The organism is Campylobacter sp. RM5004 (assembly GCF_022369455.1).
Lineage (GTDB): Bacteria > Campylobacterota > Campylobacteria > Campylobacterales > Campylobacteraceae > Campylobacter_E.
The window spans coordinates 294,372-312,479 of sequence record NZ_CP059599.1 but is presented as its reverse complement, the minus strand read 5'-3'; the positions used below and the strand labels follow the sequence as shown (position 1 = coordinate 312,479).

Below are 18,108 nucleotides of genomic sequence, written 5' to 3'. Positions count from 1 at the left end.
AATTTTAAAGGATTATTTATGAGACATTATCTAGGAAACTCTTTAAATACACCAGTAGTTTGGCAAGACTTTGTAAAAAAAGATTTAAGCACACACGATATAACAAGTATAAATGCTAGTATAGAAAACAATTCTTTTAGTATTAAAACAAATAAAGCGCAAGATTATAATGTATTTTTTAGATTCAATGAGAACAATATCGGCGTAAAGCTAAATGAAAATAATATTGAAAAATTAAAAGAATTTTTTGATAGTGATAATTTCATTGAAACTAGCAAAGGCATTATCTTAGATAAAGACGCAGCAAGTTATGTCGCTGGTTGGTTTAGTGATATTGCTTATAAACAAAAATTCCTTGAAGCTGATAGTAATAATAACGGAGAGCTAAGCAATAAAGAAGGAAAAAAGACATTAAGCTATGTGTATGAAAGAGCTGAGATTAGAGAAGATATTAAAGGTGCATATATAATTACTAGTTATGTAAAAGGCTATGAAGAGAGTAAATTTTTAGCAGATAATAATGAGTATTATACCGACATTAGTAATTCTTTAAATCTTACTTTAAAATATGATAAAAACCTTGATGGAGTGATAACATTTAGCGAATTTTTAGATGTAGGTGAAAATGGATATTTTGAAGATAATTTAGAAGCAACTAATAATAAAAACAATGAAGATTTGATTAATACATATAAGCTTACAAATACAGATAAATTAAAAGAAAAAGAATTAGAAGAATTAAAAAAGTTAGCAACCTTAGCAAAGCTAAAAAATCAAGGCTTAGAAAGTCTTACAAATGATGAAAAGAAACTCTTAAAAGATTTTGCTATTAGTCTTAATATAAGCGAAGATAAATTAAAGGATTTGATTAGTAGCGATAAGCTAGGAGATTTTATATCTTATACAAAAGATTTTATAAATGAACTTAGCGAAACAAAGCTACTTGATATAAAAGCCTAATTCCGATTTTAAATTCCTTACAATTTTAAAAGAATTTAAAATAGGAATTAGCTAATTGTTACTTATTGTTACAAACTAATTATTTTTTAAATAAAATCATAATACTATTTATTTAAATTAGATTATAATAATTTAAATCAATTTTGAAAGAAGATTTTATGAAAAAAGCAGTTTTAGCTATTTTAGCTTTAGGTTTTATTACGAGTGCAAGTGCGTATTCTTGGAGTGATTATTTCACAGGCAGTGGTCCTTTTGGCTGGGCTTTCAATTCTTCAGCAAGAGATAGTGTAATGCCGCAAAAAGAAGGCTGGAAACCGCCTAGATTACCAAGATATTAAAACATCAATTAATATATACTTTTACTAAATTACTTTAGTAAAAGTATTAAGGAAAATTTATGAAAATAGACATATCGCAAGTAAAAGATATAGCTATACTTTGGGCTGATAATGTTAAAGCTAAAGAATTAAATACTAAAGATATTAGCAATTTAAAAGATAATATAAATCAAAATAATTTTGAGATTAAGACAAATAAAGAGCAAAATTACAATGTATTTTTTAAATTTGATGAGAGCAATATCGGAGTAAAACTTAGCGAAAGCAATATAAATAGATTAAAAGACTTTTTTAATGAAGATAATTTCATTGATACTAGCAAAGGCATTATCTTAGATAAAGATGCAGCAAGTTTTGTAGCTGGTTGGTTTAGCGATATAGCATATAAAAGAAATTATCTTGCAGCTGATAGAAATAACGATGGAGAAGTAGATAAACAAGAAATTAATTATACTATAGAAGCATTTTCTTTATATGTGGAACCAACCAAAGATGATTCAGGGCAAGCCACTAAAGTTGCAAGCTATATTCCAAGTATTTTTGCTATCAATAAAGATAATGCAAGTAGTATTAGCAAAGCACTTGATGGAACTATTAGTATGGATAAAAATCTTGATGGTTATATAACAACTGCCGAAGAATATAACAATTCTAATACTGCTTATGAATACGGAGTGTTTTTTGATAATCAACCTTTTATGAGTATTCCTAGAGTTAATATCTTAGCAAGTATAGAAAAATTAAAAGAAAAAGAATTAAAAGAAATAAAAAAAATAACAACCTTAGAGAAATTAAACACTCAAGGTCAAGATGCGCTTAATGATGATGAAAAGAAACTCTTAAAAGATTTTTCTATAAATCTTAATATAAGCGAAGATAAATTAAAGGATTTAATTAGTAGCGATAAATTAAAAGATTTTATATCTTATACAAAAGACTTTATAAATGAACTTGGCGAAATAAAATTGCTTGATATAAAAGTATAATTCCGATTTTAAGAATTTGAAATAGGAATTAGCCAAGAAATTTCTTTAATATTTTTTGATTTTAAAAACTCATTGCATTTTAAAAAATGTTGATTATTAAAAAATTTTCCCCTTGCAAGTGGGCTTGGGTGTGCTGAGCTTAGGATTAAATGCTTGTTAGTATCAATAAATCTTGCAAAATCATTTGCAAATTTTCCCCATAGCATAAAGACTAAATCATTATAATCATCATTAATTCTTCTAATAACATAAGTAAAAAAATCTTCCCACAAATGCTTATGTGAATTAGCTTTGCCCTTTTGCACGCTAAGGCTTGCATTTAATAACGCTACGCCTTGTCTTGCTAAATAGCTCAAATCACTTTGCAAAATCACAGCTTCATTTGGATAATCATTTAAGATTTCTTTAAAAATATTCTTTAAACTAGGCGGAGTTTTAATGCTTGATGAAAACGCTAAGCCATCAGCACTTCCATCATGATAAGGGTCTTGTCCAATAATTACTACTTTTGGCACTTCACATAAGCTAAAGGCTTTAAACAAATCTTGCCTTTTTGGATAAATGATTTTGCTCTCATATTCGCTATTTAAAGTATTTAATAGCTCTTGTCCTTTTTGTGTATTTAAATATTCATTTACTATATTTAGCACAAAAACTTCTCCTATGAATAGCACTTAAGCCGTGTTTTTTAATAGCTTCTATATGAAGCTTTGTTCCGTAGCCTTTATGAGATTTGTAATTATATAAATCATCATCTAAATTAGTCATATAAAAATCTCTGCTAACCTTAGCTAAAATGCTTGCAGCCATTACGCAAGGCTCAAGTTCATCAGCATTTATTAGAGTTTTTATACCCATTCCATAATCAGTATTTCCATCAAATAATAATTCATCTTTATTAAACTTAAGAATAATCTCGCCTAAAGCTTTTTGATAAGCTGCTCTAATGCCAAAATTATCTATATATTCATTATCAACAAATACTATTAAATGCTCTGAGTTTTCTTTGATTATTTCATATAAATTCTCACGCTTTTTTGCACTTAGTTTTTTGCTATCGTTTAGCTCATTTATATTTATTTTTAGCTTACAAGCTGCAAGCACCAATGGACCCGCAAATGCTCCACGCCCTGCTTCATCAATCCCAATCATTTAATTCCTTTGAAATTAGCCAAGTATTTAATGTTTGCCCTATAAATTTCACACCATCAAAACTATCTTTAAACTGCTCGTTTAATGAAAGCACTAAAATCTGATTAATACCCAAATCTTTAGCTCTTTTGCTTAGTTTTTTGCTCTTTAATTTTATAAAATCTTTATTTGTAAATGCTTCACATAATATTCCTAAATTTGCTGATTTTATTATAAAGCTTATATCATAATCATAAAAAATCTCATCATAAACCATTAAAAGCTCATTAGCTATTAAATTCTCATAAGTTTTAGAAAAATCCTTTTTAAAACTAAGCGAGTTTTTCATTGAAAAATCACAAAAATAAGGCTTTTTGAGATTTTTATCAATATGTTTTACCCAATGTAATAAAAACTTATCTTCAAGTGAATATATACATTTAAAAAAATCATTTTTTGAGATTTTTTTATGCTTTAAAAACTCTTTAAAAAGATTTAAAATGCTTGTTTGAGTGCCTATTTTTAATGCAAGTTCTTTTAAAGCTATTATTTCGTTTTCGCTTAAGCTTTGCTTTAATATTTTTTGAGTATTTAAGGCTGCATTTAATGCACTTAGTTCAACATTTGCAGGATTTTGCCCTAATAATAAATAATTTGATAAATGTTCGCTTGGGCTGTAATTTTTCTTTGAAAATGAAATAAATTCTTCATAATCTAAAAAATCAAGCTTTATTTTAATAAAGTCCTTATATGAATAATTTTTATTAGAGCTTAAAATATAACAACGCTCTAAATTTCCTAATTCAAATTCCGTGCAAGGTTCGTTTATAATAAGGTTTTTTATATTGTTTTTTTCTATAAAGCTTTTAAAATCTGCATTTATAAATCTTAAATCGCTCATATCAATATAAGCAAAATCATCTAAATTATAAAATGCTAAAGATTTTTTGCCACTAGAGATTGCCCCACAAATTAGGGCAAATCTAGGTAGCGAATCTAGTTTTCTTGGCTTTAAGCCGTCTTTACTTATTTTAAATTGTAAAAAACTCTCTAAACTCATATTATTGGACTAGCGTCTAAGAACTCATTTGCCTTATCGCCGTATCTTTTGAAATTTTCAACAAACATCTTAGCTAATTTATCTCTAGTAGCTATGAAATCCGCTTCATTTTCCCAAGTCTTAATAGGATATAATAATTTCTCATCAACACCTGCTAAGCTTTTTGGAACTGCTAAATTAAATACATCATAATTATAAAATTCACTATTTTTAATAGAACCATCTAAAATAGCATTAATGCAAGCTCTAGTAGCCTTTATGCTCATTCTCTTACCAACGCCATAGCTTCCACCGCTCCAGCCAGTATTTACTAAATACACATCAACATTATGCTTTTTAATCTTTTCGCCTAATAATTTCGCATATACACTAGGTGCAAGCGGCATAAATGGCTCTCCAAAGCAAGCACTAAATGTAGCAACAGGCTCTTTTATACCACGCTCAGTTCCTGCAACTTTTGCAGTATAACCGCTTAAAAAATAATACATTGCTTGAGTGATATTTAGCTTACTAACAGGAGGTAAAACACCGAACGCATCAGCACATAAGAAGATTATATTACTTGGATGTCCTGCTTTTAGGCTTGGTTCGTGATTTGTGATATGCTCTATCGGATAGCTTACACGAGTATTTTCTGTCTTACTAGCATCGCAAAAATCTACTTCTTTAGTGCAAGTTATAACAACATTTTCAAGTAAAGCATTACGCTTAATCGCTGCATAAATTTCAGGCTCACTAGCTGGGTCAAGATTAATACATTTTGCATAGCAACCTCCCTCGAAATTAAACACTCCATTATCATCCCAACCATGCTCATCATCACCTATTAAAGCACGATTTGCATCAGTACTAAGAGTTGTTTTACCCGTGCCGCTAAGCCCAAAGAATAAACAAACATCGCCATCTTTACCAACGTTTGCACTACAATGCATACTCATTTTTCCTTGTAGTGGAAGCCAGTAATTCATCATAGAAAATACACCTTTTTTCATCTCGCCACCATACCAAGTGCCAAGAATTAAACCTATGTTATTTTCTATATCAAAACCTACAAAAACATCGCTATTTAAATCTTGATGTTTATACATTTCGTTTTTTAATTTACAAGCATTGATGATTGTAAAATCAGGTTTAAAGTCTTTTAATTCTTCATCACTTGGGCGAATAAACATATTTTTTACAAAGTGTGCTTGCCAAGCGATTTCGGTTATAAATCTGATTTTTTTTCTACTATCTAGGCTAGCTCCGCAAAATACATCCATAACATAAAGTTTTTTGCCGTTTAAATACTCTTTTGCTCTTCTTAAATTATCATTAAAAGTATCTTTGGTGCAAGCTCTATTAACGCTTCCCCACGCTATATTTTCGCTTGATGGATTTGCATTTACAAAATACTTATCTTTAGGGCTTCTTCCTGTAAAAATCCCAGTATCTACTGCAAAAGTGTCATTTTGACAAACTTCACCCTCACGGCACTCTAACTCATGAGCTCTTAACTCATCATAACTTAAGTTATAAAAAATCTTGCTAGGCTCTATGCCTAAATCTTGTAACATCTTTAACTCCTCTTTTTTCTTAAAAATTGCATCATTTTACTTCAAAAAACTTCCTAAGGGGTAAAAATTATTAATTAATATCAAAATTATTGCAATAGGTGTTACGAATTTTAAAAAAACAAAATAAAACTTAGTTAGTTTTTTGCCAAACATAGGTAAAAAGATTTTAAAAAACGAATATCTTTTCATCAAAAACCCAGCATAAATGCTAGAAAATAATACCCCTAAAGGTAGCATTATATTGCTTGTTAAAAAATCAAGCATACCAAAAGCATCAAAACTAAGCTTTCCTGCCATTCCTAAAAGTGCTAAAATACCTATTATATAAACAAAAGCTCCTATTAAAACTAAGGCTTTTAACCTTGTCATCTTTCTTTCAAGATAGAAAGTAAATGGTTCTATCATTGAAACAGCACTTGTAATTCCTGCAAAAAATAAAGCCACAAAAAAGCTTAAAGCTAAAATCTCTCCTACAAGACCTAATTTCGCAAAAAGTGTTGTAAGACTAACGAACACTAACCCTGCTCCGCTTTCATTAGGGTTTGCGCCAAATGTAAAGATGAAAGTAAATACAATAAGCCCCATTATAAGACCTATAATTAGATTTATAAATACTACAAAAAGACTTGAGCTTAAAATATTTGTTTCATTATTTAGGCTTGCTGCATAAGTGCTAATACAACCAATCCCAAGGCATAGTGTAAATAAACTAAGACCTAAAGCATCTAGTAAAGAATTAAGCCCTAATTTAGAAAAATCAGGTTTAAACAAAAACTCGCAAGCCTTTAAAAAACCATCTTGAGTAAGGCTAAAACCAAGCATTAATAAAAGTATCACAAAAAGTGCAGGCATAAGCACTACATTTAATTTTTCTATACCATTAATTATCCCACGACTTACTACATAAATCGTTGCAAAAAAGCAAAAGCTAAAGCATAAAATACTTTTAAAAATATCATTTGAAATGGTGTTTTGAAACAATGCCCCCGCTTCTTTAATATCATTAGGCAAAGAAAAACTTAAAAATATATAATGAAAAACTAAAGATAAAATAACCAAATAAAAGCTTAAAACAAATATTCCTGTAAGCATAAAAACACCACCAAGCTTACACAAATTAGGCTTAAATCTAGCAAGTGTAAAATAACTTGTCGCTAAATCGCTCTTTGTGATTTTTCCTAGTGCAATTTCTGCTAAAAACAACGATAAACCTAAGCTTAAACATAAGAATAAATAAAGTAATACGAAAGCCGAACCACCATTTAGTCCTACCATCGTAGGGAATTTCCAAGCATTGCCAAGTCCAACAGCACCACCTGCAAGGGCTAAGACAAAACCTATTTTAGAAAACGTGCTCCTAGCTGAGCCAAAGTAAACTCCTCATGTAATTTCTCCTTTTAAATAAAGTTAAAAACCGAATAATAGCTTAAAAGAAAACTTTATGCAAGATAAATAAATTTAATTATTTTCAAAAACTTTCAATTTTAATAATCGTTTTGTAACCAAAAATAGGAATAATTTTGTCTTATTTTAAAAAAGGAGAATTTTATGAAAGTTAATTTTAAAGGTAACCCAGTTGCAATCAGCGAAGCAATCAAAGTTGGAGATAGTATAAAAGATACTAAAGTAGTAGGAAAAGATTTAAGTGTTATTAATCTAAATGAAGATGCAATCGTAATTTGCGTTCCTAGTATTGATACACCTGTATGTGCAAAAGAAGCTCGTGAGTTTAACGTAAAAGCTAATAAACTTGGAATGAAAGTTTATGTTGTAAGTATGGATTTACCTTTTGCTATGGGTAGATTTTGTTCGGCTGAAGGATTAGAAAACATAATTCCTGTAAGCGATTTTAGATACGGCGAATTCGCTAAAAACTATGGCTGTAGAATTCAAGAAGGCGCTTTAGAAGGGCTTACTACAAGAGCGATTTTTGTTCAAAAAGCTGGCAAAATAGTTTATAGCGAAGTATGTGCTGAAATTACTGAATTACCAGACTTTGACGCTTTAGAAAAAGCTCTAGCATAATTTTAAATATCTAAATCTTAGGATTTAGATATTTAAATTCCTATTTCAAATTCCTTGATTTTTTTGCTTGAAATTCTAAGGAATTTGAAATAGGAATTTTAGTTCCGTGCTAAAAAGCACGGATTGAAATTAGTTAAATTAGAAGTGAAAGCCTAAGCCAAGATTTATATAAATATTATTGTTTTTTTGTGAAAATAAATTATCTTTTACGCCTATTTTTGAGCTTACATAAGGGCTAAAGCGAGACTCGGTAGTATTAAACAGCATACCTACTGATATATCATAGGCATTTCTACTCTTTTTAACATCAAAATCTTTTTTAACGTCATCAAAATAATCATTGCTTAAATAAAAATTATAATAAGCATCAAGAGTTACCATATATTTTTTTGTATCAAATGGCTTTGATAATGCACTAAAACCAAATTTTAAGCCCTTTATACCATAATTAGCACCGCCTCTAATACCCATATGATGATAAGCAAGACCGCCCATTAAGTTAAGGCTTAATTCATCTTCATAATCTTCGTTAAAAAACATTCCGTATCCAATCAAAGCACTAAAATCAAACTGAGAATTCCTAACAACCGGAACTATATCATCAAATTTATATTTGTAATTATTCCAAAAATAATTCGCCTCAAAATTCCAAACAAACTCAGAATCAACTTCATGCTCTTTATAGGTTTTAATATAGCCATTTACATCCCAGTTGTTCTTATCCAAATATTCTTTGCCATTGATTACAAAAATTGTTTTAGAAGTAGATAAAAATCCTAAACTAATGCCAGAGTAAGTTCCAGCATTTGCGCCAATGCTTAATGCACTTAAACAAATTGTTGAAAATAACAATTTTTTCATTCATTCTCCTTTTAAAGTCAAAAAGAGAATAATACCCCCCCCCAGTTCTTAAAATAAACTTAAAAAAATAAATGAAAATCAAAAGAAGTCCGTGCCAAAAAGCACGGATAAAATTAGTTAAATTAGAATTTATAGCCTAAGCCAATATTTACAAATGAGCTACCTGTTTTTTCTGAAAATAATATATCTTTTCTTCCAGCTTTAATACTTGCAAAGGTTCCGCTATCATCTTTACTAAACTTATATAAAGCCCCTAGCTCAACATCTATTGCGTTTTTGCTTCTATTTTCAAAATCTTCGTATTTAGTGTAGTGATTATAATATCCATCAAAACTTATCATAAATTGCTTAGTCTCACCGAATTTCATCAATCCACCTAAGCCAAGTATTAAAGCATTAGCATTAGCGCTTACACTATCTTCTACTATACTTGATTTTAATTTAGCATTATTTACGCCAAGACCTAATAAGATATTAAAGCTTGTATCTATACTAGAACTTTCATAAAAACCATAACCAACTAAAGCCTTAAATGAAGTTTGCGAAAATGTATCCTTATATGCTCTTTCGTTATTTATTGTAAGCTCATAAGTTGATTGATTGTAATCCATTTTGATAGTACCAACGAAGCTTGACTCGCTATCTTTTTCTTTATAAGATTTAAGATATAAACCAAATTGAGCCATATTTTTAATAACATTTTCATCAAAACTTTGTGATAATTTTGCAGCTCCAATGTCAAAACCAGTATAAACTCCAGCATTTAAAGCACTTAAAGAAATTAATGAAAATAATAATTTTTTCATCTAATCTCCTTAGAATTTATAGCCTAAGCCAATATTAAAATAAGTATTGTTTAGTTTGTCTGAAAATAATGAATCTTTTGTTCCTACATTAATTTTAGTATATAAACCTTCTTTGCTTGAATTAAATTTATATAAAGCACCTAGCTCTGCACTAAAGAAGTTTTCTTTTCTATCTTCAATTATGTCATAATCTAAATAGCGATTAAAATAAGCATCTAAAGTAACGCCAAATTGTTTGCTCTCGCCAAACTTAGCAAGTGTGCTAAATCCTACTTTTGCGTATGGTGTATGAACGCTAATTGAATCATTGCGTGGTTTATAATTTTCTTCTGCAAGATTAATTCCAGCACCTGCTAATAAGTTTAGACTAAAATCAGATGAAAAATACATACCATATCCAAGTAAAAGCTCTGCATTTACATTTGTATAGCCATAATTATCTTTAGTCTTTGTATCGTAGCCTACTCTAAATGATTTTACGAAGCTTGAGTTTTCATCGCTTTCTTTATAATCACGAATATAAGCACCGATGCTAAACATATTTCCTATGCTCTCGCCTTCGTTTGCTTTATTTGTTATTGAGCCAAACTCAATACCTGAGTAATAATCAGCATTAGCACCAACGCATAATGCACCTAAACAAATTGTTGAAAATAACAATTTTTTCATATTTTCTCCTTTTAAAAACTTAAAAGAAGAATAATACCCCCCCCCGTTCTTAAAATAAACTTAAAATTTAAATTCCTATTTCAAATTCTTTGTAATTTTTTAAGATTAGTAAAGGTAGCTTTGATTTTTTTAAAACTTCGTTTGTAAAAGAGCCAAAAATTATATGTTTTATCGCCATATTTTTATAAGCTCCCATTACGATAATATCAAAATTATTATTATGTGCGTAATCTACCAAATCACTAGGACTAGTTCTGTCTAATATCTCAAGGCTTATTGCTTTATTGTATTTATCAAAAACTTTTTTTCCTTTTTCTAAAATCTCTTTAGCTTTTTTCTCATCTTTGCTTAGATGAATTAAAACTCTTGAAGCATTTTTGATTATTGGATTTACTAAAACTTTGTTTAAAGCTTTGTCTAAATTATCGCTTCCATCATAAGCATATAATGCTTTATCAATAGAATGAAAATCTTTATTTGCTAATAAAATAGGAAGATTAACGCTTTTTATAATTTCTTTTATCTGCAAATCTTGTTCGTTATCAAGTAATTTTCCTACCACTAATAATTTATAATCTTTTTCAATAATAGTGATTAAATTAGCTAAATCTCCATGAAGATGAAGGGTATTAGTAATTACTCCTGCGTTTTCGCAATAGTTTTGATAATAGTTTAATAATTCTTTCCCATCTTTATCTTTAGCTTGTTCATCTTTTTCTTTATGTTTTGCAAATTCTTCAAAAACCTTTGGCTCAAAATTAGGATTTATAGTGATATTTATCTCTAAATCATCACTTTGCTCTAATGCGTGTAAAAGCGTAACACCAGCTCCTAACAAATTCGCAAAATAAATCGCAGCATCACAAACGCCTTTTGCGTTTTCTTTAGTATCTATGCAAGCTAAAATATATTGTTTCATCTTCATTTCACCTTTTAAAAATTATTTTAATTTTTATTAATACTAAATTTTTTCATCATATATGAACTTGCTATATTTATGCCTATTATCTCAACTTTTGTGCCTTTATCTTTAAACTTTGAAATAATCTTATCAAGAGCATAAATAGCACTAACATCCCAAAAATGTGCTTTGCTAACATCAATTATAATACATTCACATTTCTCATCAAAGTTAAATTCATCATAAAATTTATCAACACTCTTAAAAAATATCTGTCCATAAAATTTATAAGTTTTAACACCATTATCTAAACTTTTCTTACAATTTAAAAAATAAGAAACTTTATTAGCAAAAAATAAAGCTTCAAGCAAAACCCCTATTACAACACCTATTGCTAAATTATGTGTAAATATAGTGGCAATAACGGTTGTAATCATAACGGCATTTGCTGAAAAAGGAAAGCTTTTTAATTTTTTAATTGAACTAAAATCAAAAGTTCCAATTGATACCATTATCATAATAGCTACTAAAACACCCATAGGAATGTAATTTACAAAATCAGCTAAAGAAACTATTATAATACACAAAAAAGCACCAGCTAAAAATGTAGAAAGCCTTGTTCTTGCACCTGATTTTACATTTATCATAGATTGACCTATCATTCCACAACCTGCCATTCCACCAAAAAATCCTGTGCTAATATTTGCTAAACCTTGCCCTATACATTCACGATTTTTGTTACTTTTCGTTGCAGTTAGCTCATCTAAAACATTTGCCGTCATTAAGCTTTCCATTATTCCAACCATTGCAAGGCTTAATGAATAAGGCAAAATAATTTGTAATGTTTCAAGATTTAAAGGAATATTTGGAATTAAAAAATGTGGCAATTCGCTTGGTAATTCGCCTAAGTCTTTAATAGTTCTAACATCAAAACCAGCACTAATGCTAATAATAGTTATTAACACAATAGCTACTAAAGAACTAGGTATCATCTTGCCTATTTTAGGAAGTAAAGGAAATAAATAAATTATGCCTAAAGCAATGCAAATTATTGCAAGCCCTAATGAATTTGCCTTAAAAATTTCATCAAGCTGAGCCATAAAAATCAAAATTGCCAAAGCATTAACAAAGCCTACCATAACTGAACGAGGTATAAAACTCATAAATCTAGCTACTTTTAAAACTCCAAAAAGTATTTGAAAAATACCAGCCAAAATACCTGCAGCCATTAAATAATCAAGCCCATAGCCTTTCACCAAATCAATCATAAGCAAAGCCATAGCACCTGTTGCAGCTGAAATTAACGCAGGTCTTCCACCCGCAATAGAACTAACTAATAATATGCAAATACTAGCGTATATTCCAACCTTAGGATTTACACCTGCAATCAAGCTAAAAGCTATGGCTTCAGGGATTATCGCAAAGCCAACTACTAAAGCTGCTAGAGCTTCTGTTTTGATATTGTTTATATTTAATAAATAATTTTTATTCAAAAAATCTCCTTAAGAATTAGATAAGAGATGTCGGGTAAGGTTTGCAGTCTAGCGAATAAATGTTACTAAAGGTAACTATTTTGATTTTTATTAATATATTATTAGTTTGATTTTAATAATTCTAAATTGTATGAATTAAAAGCCTAATTCAAATTCTTGAATAATTTTTATGGAATTTGAATTAGGAATTTGAATAATTATTTTTTATAAATATGTCTAAACCATAAATTAGCAAAATCAATCAAAGCACTTCTTTTATTGTTTGCAAAAAAGCTATCATATTCACTAAGACTTACCCAAACGCTTTCTATAAACTCGCCATTATCAACGCCGCCGCCAACTCCTACTATATCATCATCGCTAACTTCTGCAAAAAACAAATGCTGAGCACTCACTCCACTGCCAAATCCTGTGTAAAATTTATCAATATAAATTAATTTTTTTGGCTTAAATCCTAGCTCTTCAATACATTCATCTAAAGCAATTTCTTCTAAGCTTTTGTCTTTATCAATTATTCCGCTACAAAGCTCAATTGAAAAGCCATTTTCTAAATTAGCACAATTTTCGTGATAATAAAGCGGTGCTCTAAATTGTTTTACAAATATAAAGCTATCTTTAGCTTTATGATAAAGCATTATACTAACGCAATCAAAAGATTTTATAAAATCCCAATCAACCTTATGAGTATTTATCACATAACTTGCACGAAGTGGCTTTATGAAATTAGATTCTTTAAAATCAACTATTTTAAAATCGCTTATATTCATCTTAGCTCCTTTAAAACTTTTTTACCTAATTCATCAAAATCTTTATTTTTATAATGATCTTGCATAAGATTATCAATGCTAGCTGAAAAACTCATATAAATATCAGCTAAATTATCAGTATTTAAGGCTTTATAAAAATACTCATCATCTAAACCTTCGCTTAAAATCTCACTTGCTTCTTCATAGCTTTCAAATGTAAAATCTAAAATATTTAAAAGTTTTTTTGCATTTGCATTTATTACTAAACTAGGCTTTTTTAAAAGAAAATTATTAAGCATTAAAGCCGTATCAAAACCTACACCTTTAATTTTTAAAAACCATTCAAAATCTGCATTTTGCATAAATTCATCAAAGCTTGAAAAGTCTTTTATAATAGCTTTTGCTAAATCATTTAGCTTTTTTGCCTTTGTATTATAAAAGCCACTTGGTTTAATTAGTATTGCTAATTCTTTTACATCAATTTCAGCTAACTTTTCAATGGAATTTGAAATAGGAATTTCAAGATTTACAAAAACTTTTTCTATCTTATTTGTGCTTAGAATTATTGCTAAAAATTTATGAAAATCATCATAATTTTGTAGTTCTATTGGTCTTACTAAATTATTTTTTAATAATGCTTTAAAAATACTAGCTCCATTTATCATTTTACTTCCTATAAATTTCATAAAATTGCTTAGCAATACGACCATTTCTAGCAGCTTTAAGATTTGCAAATTCTAAAGCCTTTGCTCTTATTTCATCGTTATACTCATCTTTAAAAAATGATTTTACTATGCTTAAATACTGCTCTTGTGAAATTGAATAAAAATTTAGCCATATTCCAAAGCGTTCTTTTAATGCAAATCTATCATCACTTTCATCGTTAAAATCTGCATCTTGATAATTTAAATTATTTGATTTTAAAAGATTTTTATAATTTGAACTTAGAATAAACATAATATTATTACTAAGTCTTTCTAATCCGCCATCTAAAATAGGTTTTAAAGCCTTAAAACTATCATCGTTTATCTCAAAACTTATATCATCTAAAAATATTACAAATTTATATTCTAACTCGCTTAAATCATCAATAATATATCTTAAATCATTCAAGTCTTCTTTAAAAACCTCAACTATTCTTAAATCACTATTACTAAACTCATTAAAAATAGCCTTTATTAAGCTTGATTTTCCACAGCCTTTAGCCCCTGCTAATAAACAATGCTGATATAATGATTCATTTAAAAAGTTATTCATATTATCTTTTAAGATATTAAATTCTTTATCTAAAAACAAAAGCTCTTTAATATCTACATAATCAATGTTTTTAATGGGTTTAAAGCTGCTAGTTTTTGCTCTAAAACTTGCAGCTTTATAGTTTTTAAATATTGTTTTCAAAACTTACTTCTTTTAAATCAGCAATACTTGCAATATGCTTATAAATGCTATAAACTAGAGCTAAACGATTATTTTTAATCTCTAAATCATCAACATTAATCATAACATTATCAAAAAACTCATCAATAATAGGCTTAAGTGCAAAAATCGCAGCTAAATTATCGCTAACATTTTCGCTAAAGCTAATATCTTTATAAGCTTTGTGTAATTTTCTTTCATATTCATTACTTAACTTGCTTTCATCACAATATAAGTCTTTACTATCTTTAATAATGTTTGCAAGTCTTTTAAATGTTGAGATTTTGCTCTCATAATCTTTATCTTTTGATAAAGTAATTAAAGCATTAATATTTTCATCAATCGTTACTATATCAGTATTATTAGCATTTAAAACTGCTTTAATATAAGATGAATTCACAGGATATAAAGCCGAAAATCTATCATTAATAAAGCTAATTAATTTTGAAATATCATAAGCTTTATAAAGTCCTTTAAACTCTCCTAATAAATCTAAAAGATTAAATTTAACGCCTAAATCAATTAAAATTTTAATAATACTTAAAGCCGCTCTTCTTAATGCGTAAGGGTCTTTATTACCACTTGGAAGTTTATTGATACTAAAAAGCCCCATTAAGGTATCAAGTCTTGTTGCAAGGATGATAATTTTGCTAAGCTTTGTGCTTGGTAATTCATCATATAAATATTGCTCTTTAATCGCTGTGCAAACTTCGCTAGAATATCCCATATTAGCAGCATAATATGAGCCTACAATCCCTTGAAGTTCTGGGAATTCTCCTACCATTTGAGTTCTTAAATCAGCCTTGCTAAGATTGATTGCATCTTTTACATTTTTTTCGTTTTCATATCCAAATATCTTTGCAAGTCTTAAAGCAATGCTTAGTTCTCTTGCTTGCTTATCTTTTAGCGTTCCTAATTCTTGCATATAAATTGTATTTGCTAAACTCTCAGGCTCTAAACCAACTTTTAAGTCATTTTCCCAAAAGAATAATGCATCACTAAGTCTTGCTCTTAAAACCTTTTCATTACCTTTTTTAATAGTTTCAAGGTCAGGATTGAATGAGTTTGTAATCGTTATAAAATTATTGCTTAAAGAATTATCTTTATATACTGCAAAATAGCGTTGATTTTCTTTCATTGAAGTAATAATTACTTCAGGTGCAACTTGTAAAAATTCTTTATCAAAACTACCTAAAAGCGCTGATGGATATTCAGTAATTGCTACAACTTCTGCTAATAATTCTTCATCAATTTCCGCTTTTAAATTCCATAATTTTTCAATGTTTCTTATCTCGCTTAGAATTATTTCTAATCTATCTTTAGGATTTAGAATAACTCTGCCTTCTTTTAAGGTTTTAAAATACTCTTCTTGAGTATTAAAAGCAACTTTTTGCATACTTACATTTCTATGAACGAAAGTACTCTTGCAAGATTCTTGATTAAATAACTTCGCATTAATTAATTCATCATCCATCATAACACATAGCCCAGTAATAGGACGAATAAAGCTAAAAGTATTTGCTCCCCAACGCATACTTTTACCAAAATTAAGACTTGTTATAAAGCTTTCTAAAATATCGTTTATTAATTCTTTTATATGCTTTCCTGCTTCAGTTTTTAGAGCGTATAAACAAAGTTTTCCTTTAATTTCTTTAAACTCTAATTCGCTTTCGCTAATATTTGCTTTAGCTAAAAAGCTCTCACCAGCTTTGCTTAATTTTCCATCTTTATAGGCTACTTCTTTAGGAGCACCGATTAGCTCTGTTTGACTATCTTTTGAAAATTCTTTGGCTTTAAAAGTGAATAAAAAGCGTCTTGGAGTATACAAAAACTCTAAATCGCTAAAAATAATATTATTCGCATTTAAAATAGTTTCTAATTTATTTTTAATATTTGGCTCTTCTTTTAAAAAAGGAATAGCCGGTAATTCTTCGCAAGTTATTTCTATTAAAAACTTTTTCATCTTATCTCCTTATAAATAAATCCTTGTTCGCTTAAAACTTTACAAACTTGTTCTTGATGAGCCTTACCTTTAGTCTCTAGTGTAATTGTAATATTTGCATCACCAAAATCAGCCCCAAATCTATCATAATCAACCTTAATAATATTAGCTTCTGCATCTTTTAAAGCCTTAGTTAAATCAAGCAATGCACCTGCTTTATCAATTAAAGTTACGCATATTTGCATTTTTCTATAACTTTTTACTAGACCTTTTTCAATGATATTATTTAGCATTGTTACATCTATATTTCCACCACTTAAAATACATACTACATTGCCACTTAGATTAGGGATTTTGCCGTGCATTATAGCAGCTACGCTAGCAGCTCCTGCACCTTCTACAACTTGTTTATGCTGTTCTAATAAAAATAAAACCGCATTAGCAATTTCTTCATCGCTAACCATTACTATATCATCTACATTTTGCTTAATTATATTAAAGCAATCTTCATTAACATCTCTTACAGCAATACCATCAGCTATTGTTTTTACCTTGCTTGAATTTATGATTTTGCCTTCATTAAAGCTATTTAGCATAGCACTAGCACCCTTACTTTGAACGCCTATTACTTTAATGTTTGGATTTATTTGTTTTGCTGCACTTACAATTCCACTAATTAAGCCACCCCCACCAATAGGCACGATGATATAAGAAATATTATTTAATTCTTCAATTAATTCTAAAAATATAGTTCCTTGTCCTGCCATTACGAATGGGTCTGCAAATGGATGAATAAAGGTTAGATTTTTAGTCTTTTCTAGCTCTTTTGCATAAGCGTATGCTTCATCAAAATTATCGCCCTTTAAAATAACTTCAGCACCTAAGTTTGCTGTGCTGCTTACTTTATTAACCGGTGTTGATTCAGGCATTACGATATAAGCTTTTATTCCAAACTTTGAAGCAGAAAATGCTACTCCTTGAGCGTGGTTTCCTGCACTTGCTGCAACTACTCCTAATTTTTTTTGCTCATCACTTAAGTTTGCAAGTTTATTATAAGCGCCCCTTATTTTATAAGCTCCTATTGTTTGAAGATTTTCACATTTTAAATAAATGCTATATTTGTCATTTGATAAAAATCTTGAATAATTAAAAGGCGTTTTTATCGCTACATCATAAACTTTTTCTTTAGCAGCATATATTTTGCTAAGCTCTATCATT

The 18,108-nt window shown here is 28.8% G+C and carries 19 protein-coding genes; 4 read left to right on the top strand and 15 right to left on the bottom strand.

Features of this window, described 5'->3' with window-relative positions; all coding sequences use genetic code 11:
* Nucleotides 1-18 precede the first annotated feature (18 nt).
* The 3 genes from AVANS_RS01595 (at nucleotide 19) to AVANS_RS01585 (ending at nucleotide 2,284) form a co-directional block, all read left to right on the top strand.
* Nucleotides 19-960: a hypothetical protein gene (locus tag AVANS_RS01595; protein ID WP_239817913.1), complete on the top strand. Its 942-nt coding sequence runs from the start codon at nucleotides 19-21 to the stop codon at nucleotides 958-960.
* A 158-nt stretch (nucleotides 961-1,118) separates the two neighbouring features.
* Nucleotides 1,119-1,298 (top strand): hypothetical protein, encoded by a 180-nt coding sequence (locus AVANS_RS01590; RefSeq protein ID WP_239817912.1) that lies wholly within the window; start codon nucleotides 1,119-1,121, stop codon nucleotides 1,296-1,298.
* A gap of 59 nt (nucleotides 1,299-1,357) precedes the next feature.
* Nucleotides 1,358-2,284 (top strand): hypothetical protein, encoded by a 927-nt coding sequence (locus AVANS_RS01585; RefSeq protein ID WP_239817911.1) that lies wholly within the window; start codon nucleotides 1,358-1,360, stop codon nucleotides 2,282-2,284.
* A gap of 8 nt (nucleotides 2,285-2,292) precedes the next feature.
* On the opposite strand, the gene AVANS_RS01580 is transcribed toward AVANS_RS01585, so the two are convergent.
* Genes AVANS_RS01580 through AVANS_RS01560 form a run of 5 tightly spaced genes read right to left on the bottom strand, consistent with a single transcriptional unit; the run spans nucleotide 2,293 to nucleotide 7,372 of the window.
* Nucleotides 2,293-2,934, bottom strand: a complete 642-nt coding sequence (locus tag AVANS_RS01580) for a uracil-DNA glycosylase (protein ID WP_239817910.1) — start codon at nucleotides 2,932-2,934, stop codon at nucleotides 2,293-2,295.
* Entirely contained in the window at nucleotides 2,915-3,436 is a 522-nt protein-coding gene (locus tag AVANS_RS01575; protein WP_239817909.1) for a ribonuclease HII, read from the bottom strand. Before AVANS_RS01575 ends, AVANS_RS01580 begins: the two co-directional genes overlap by 20 nt.
* On the bottom strand, nucleotides 3,423-4,475 hold the full coding sequence (locus AVANS_RS01570; protein ID WP_239817908.1) for a hypothetical protein: 1,053 nt from the start codon (nucleotides 4,473-4,475) through the stop codon (nucleotides 3,423-3,425). Before AVANS_RS01570 ends, AVANS_RS01575 begins: the two co-directional genes overlap by 14 nt.
* Nucleotides 4,472-6,031 (bottom strand): phosphoenolpyruvate carboxykinase (ATP), encoded by a 1,560-nt coding sequence (gene pckA, locus AVANS_RS01565; protein ID WP_239817907.1) that lies wholly within the window; start codon nucleotides 6,029-6,031, stop codon nucleotides 4,472-4,474. The genes AVANS_RS01570 and pckA overlap by 4 nt, the downstream gene beginning before the upstream one ends.
* 36 nt (nucleotides 6,032-6,067) lie before the next feature.
* Complete coding sequence (locus tag AVANS_RS01560; RefSeq protein WP_239818523.1) at nucleotides 6,068-7,372, bottom strand: sodium-dependent transporter; 1,305 nt, start codon at nucleotides 7,370-7,372, stop codon at nucleotides 6,068-6,070.
* 207 nt (nucleotides 7,373-7,579) lie between these two features.
* Between AVANS_RS01560 and tpx the strand changes: the two genes are divergently transcribed.
* Nucleotides 7,580-8,056, top strand: a complete 477-nt coding sequence (gene tpx / locus AVANS_RS01555; RefSeq protein ID WP_239817906.1) for a thiol peroxidase — start codon at nucleotides 7,580-7,582, stop codon at nucleotides 8,054-8,056.
* A gap of 138 nt (nucleotides 8,057-8,194) precedes the next feature.
* Here tpx and AVANS_RS01550 read toward each other — a convergent pair whose 3' ends face one another.
* The 10 genes from AVANS_RS01550 to ilvA all read right to left on the bottom strand — a co-directional run bounded on the left by AVANS_RS01550 (nucleotide 8,195) and on the right by ilvA (nucleotide 18,107).
* Nucleotides 8,195-8,917, bottom strand: coding sequence for a hypothetical protein (locus AVANS_RS01550; RefSeq protein WP_239817905.1), 723 nt, complete (start codon nucleotides 8,915-8,917; stop codon nucleotides 8,195-8,197).
* 122 nt (nucleotides 8,918-9,039) lie between these two features.
* Entirely contained in the window at nucleotides 9,040-9,723 is a 684-nt protein-coding gene (locus AVANS_RS01545) for a hypothetical protein (RefSeq protein WP_239817904.1), read from the bottom strand.
* Nucleotides 9,724-9,732: 9 nt separating this feature from the next.
* Nucleotides 9,733-10,392, bottom strand: coding sequence for a hypothetical protein (locus AVANS_RS01540; protein WP_239817903.1), 660 nt, complete (start codon nucleotides 10,390-10,392; stop codon nucleotides 9,733-9,735).
* A gap of 67 nt (nucleotides 10,393-10,459) precedes the next feature.
* Nucleotides 10,460-11,311, bottom strand: coding sequence for a universal stress protein (locus tag AVANS_RS01535; protein WP_239817902.1), 852 nt, complete (start codon nucleotides 11,309-11,311; stop codon nucleotides 10,460-10,462).
* Nucleotides 11,312-11,337: 26 nt separating this feature from the next.
* Nucleotides 11,338-12,786, bottom strand: coding sequence for a SulP family inorganic anion transporter (locus AVANS_RS01530; RefSeq protein WP_239817901.1), 1,449 nt, complete (start codon nucleotides 12,784-12,786; stop codon nucleotides 11,338-11,340).
* A gap of 197 nt (nucleotides 12,787-12,983) precedes the next feature.
* Nucleotides 12,984-13,553, bottom strand: a complete 570-nt coding sequence (locus AVANS_RS01525) for an NUDIX hydrolase (RefSeq protein WP_239817900.1) — start codon at nucleotides 13,551-13,553, stop codon at nucleotides 12,984-12,986.
* Nucleotides 13,550-14,218 carry a hypothetical protein gene (locus AVANS_RS01520; protein WP_239817899.1) on the bottom strand — a complete coding sequence of 223 codons (669 nt, stop codon included), beginning with the start codon at nucleotides 14,216-14,218 and terminating at the stop codon, nucleotides 13,550-13,552. The genes AVANS_RS01525 and AVANS_RS01520 overlap by 4 nt, the downstream gene beginning before the upstream one ends.
* The gene (locus AVANS_RS01515) at nucleotides 14,199-14,930 is read right to left on the bottom strand and encodes a DUF815 domain-containing protein (protein WP_239817898.1); all 732 of its coding nucleotides are present in this window, start codon (nucleotides 14,928-14,930) and stop codon (nucleotides 14,199-14,201) included. Before AVANS_RS01515 ends, AVANS_RS01520 begins: the two co-directional genes overlap by 20 nt.
* Nucleotides 14,914-16,911, bottom strand: a complete 1,998-nt coding sequence (glyS, locus tag AVANS_RS01510; protein ID WP_239817897.1) for a glycine--tRNA ligase subunit beta — start codon at nucleotides 16,909-16,911, stop codon at nucleotides 14,914-14,916. The genes AVANS_RS01515 and glyS overlap by 17 nt, the downstream gene beginning before the upstream one ends.
* Complete coding sequence (ilvA, locus tag AVANS_RS01505; RefSeq protein WP_239817896.1) at nucleotides 16,908-18,107, bottom strand: threonine ammonia-lyase; 1,200 nt, start codon at nucleotides 18,105-18,107, stop codon at nucleotides 16,908-16,910. The genes glyS and ilvA overlap by 4 nt, the downstream gene beginning before the upstream one ends.
* Nucleotide 18,108 lies beyond the last annotated feature (1 nt).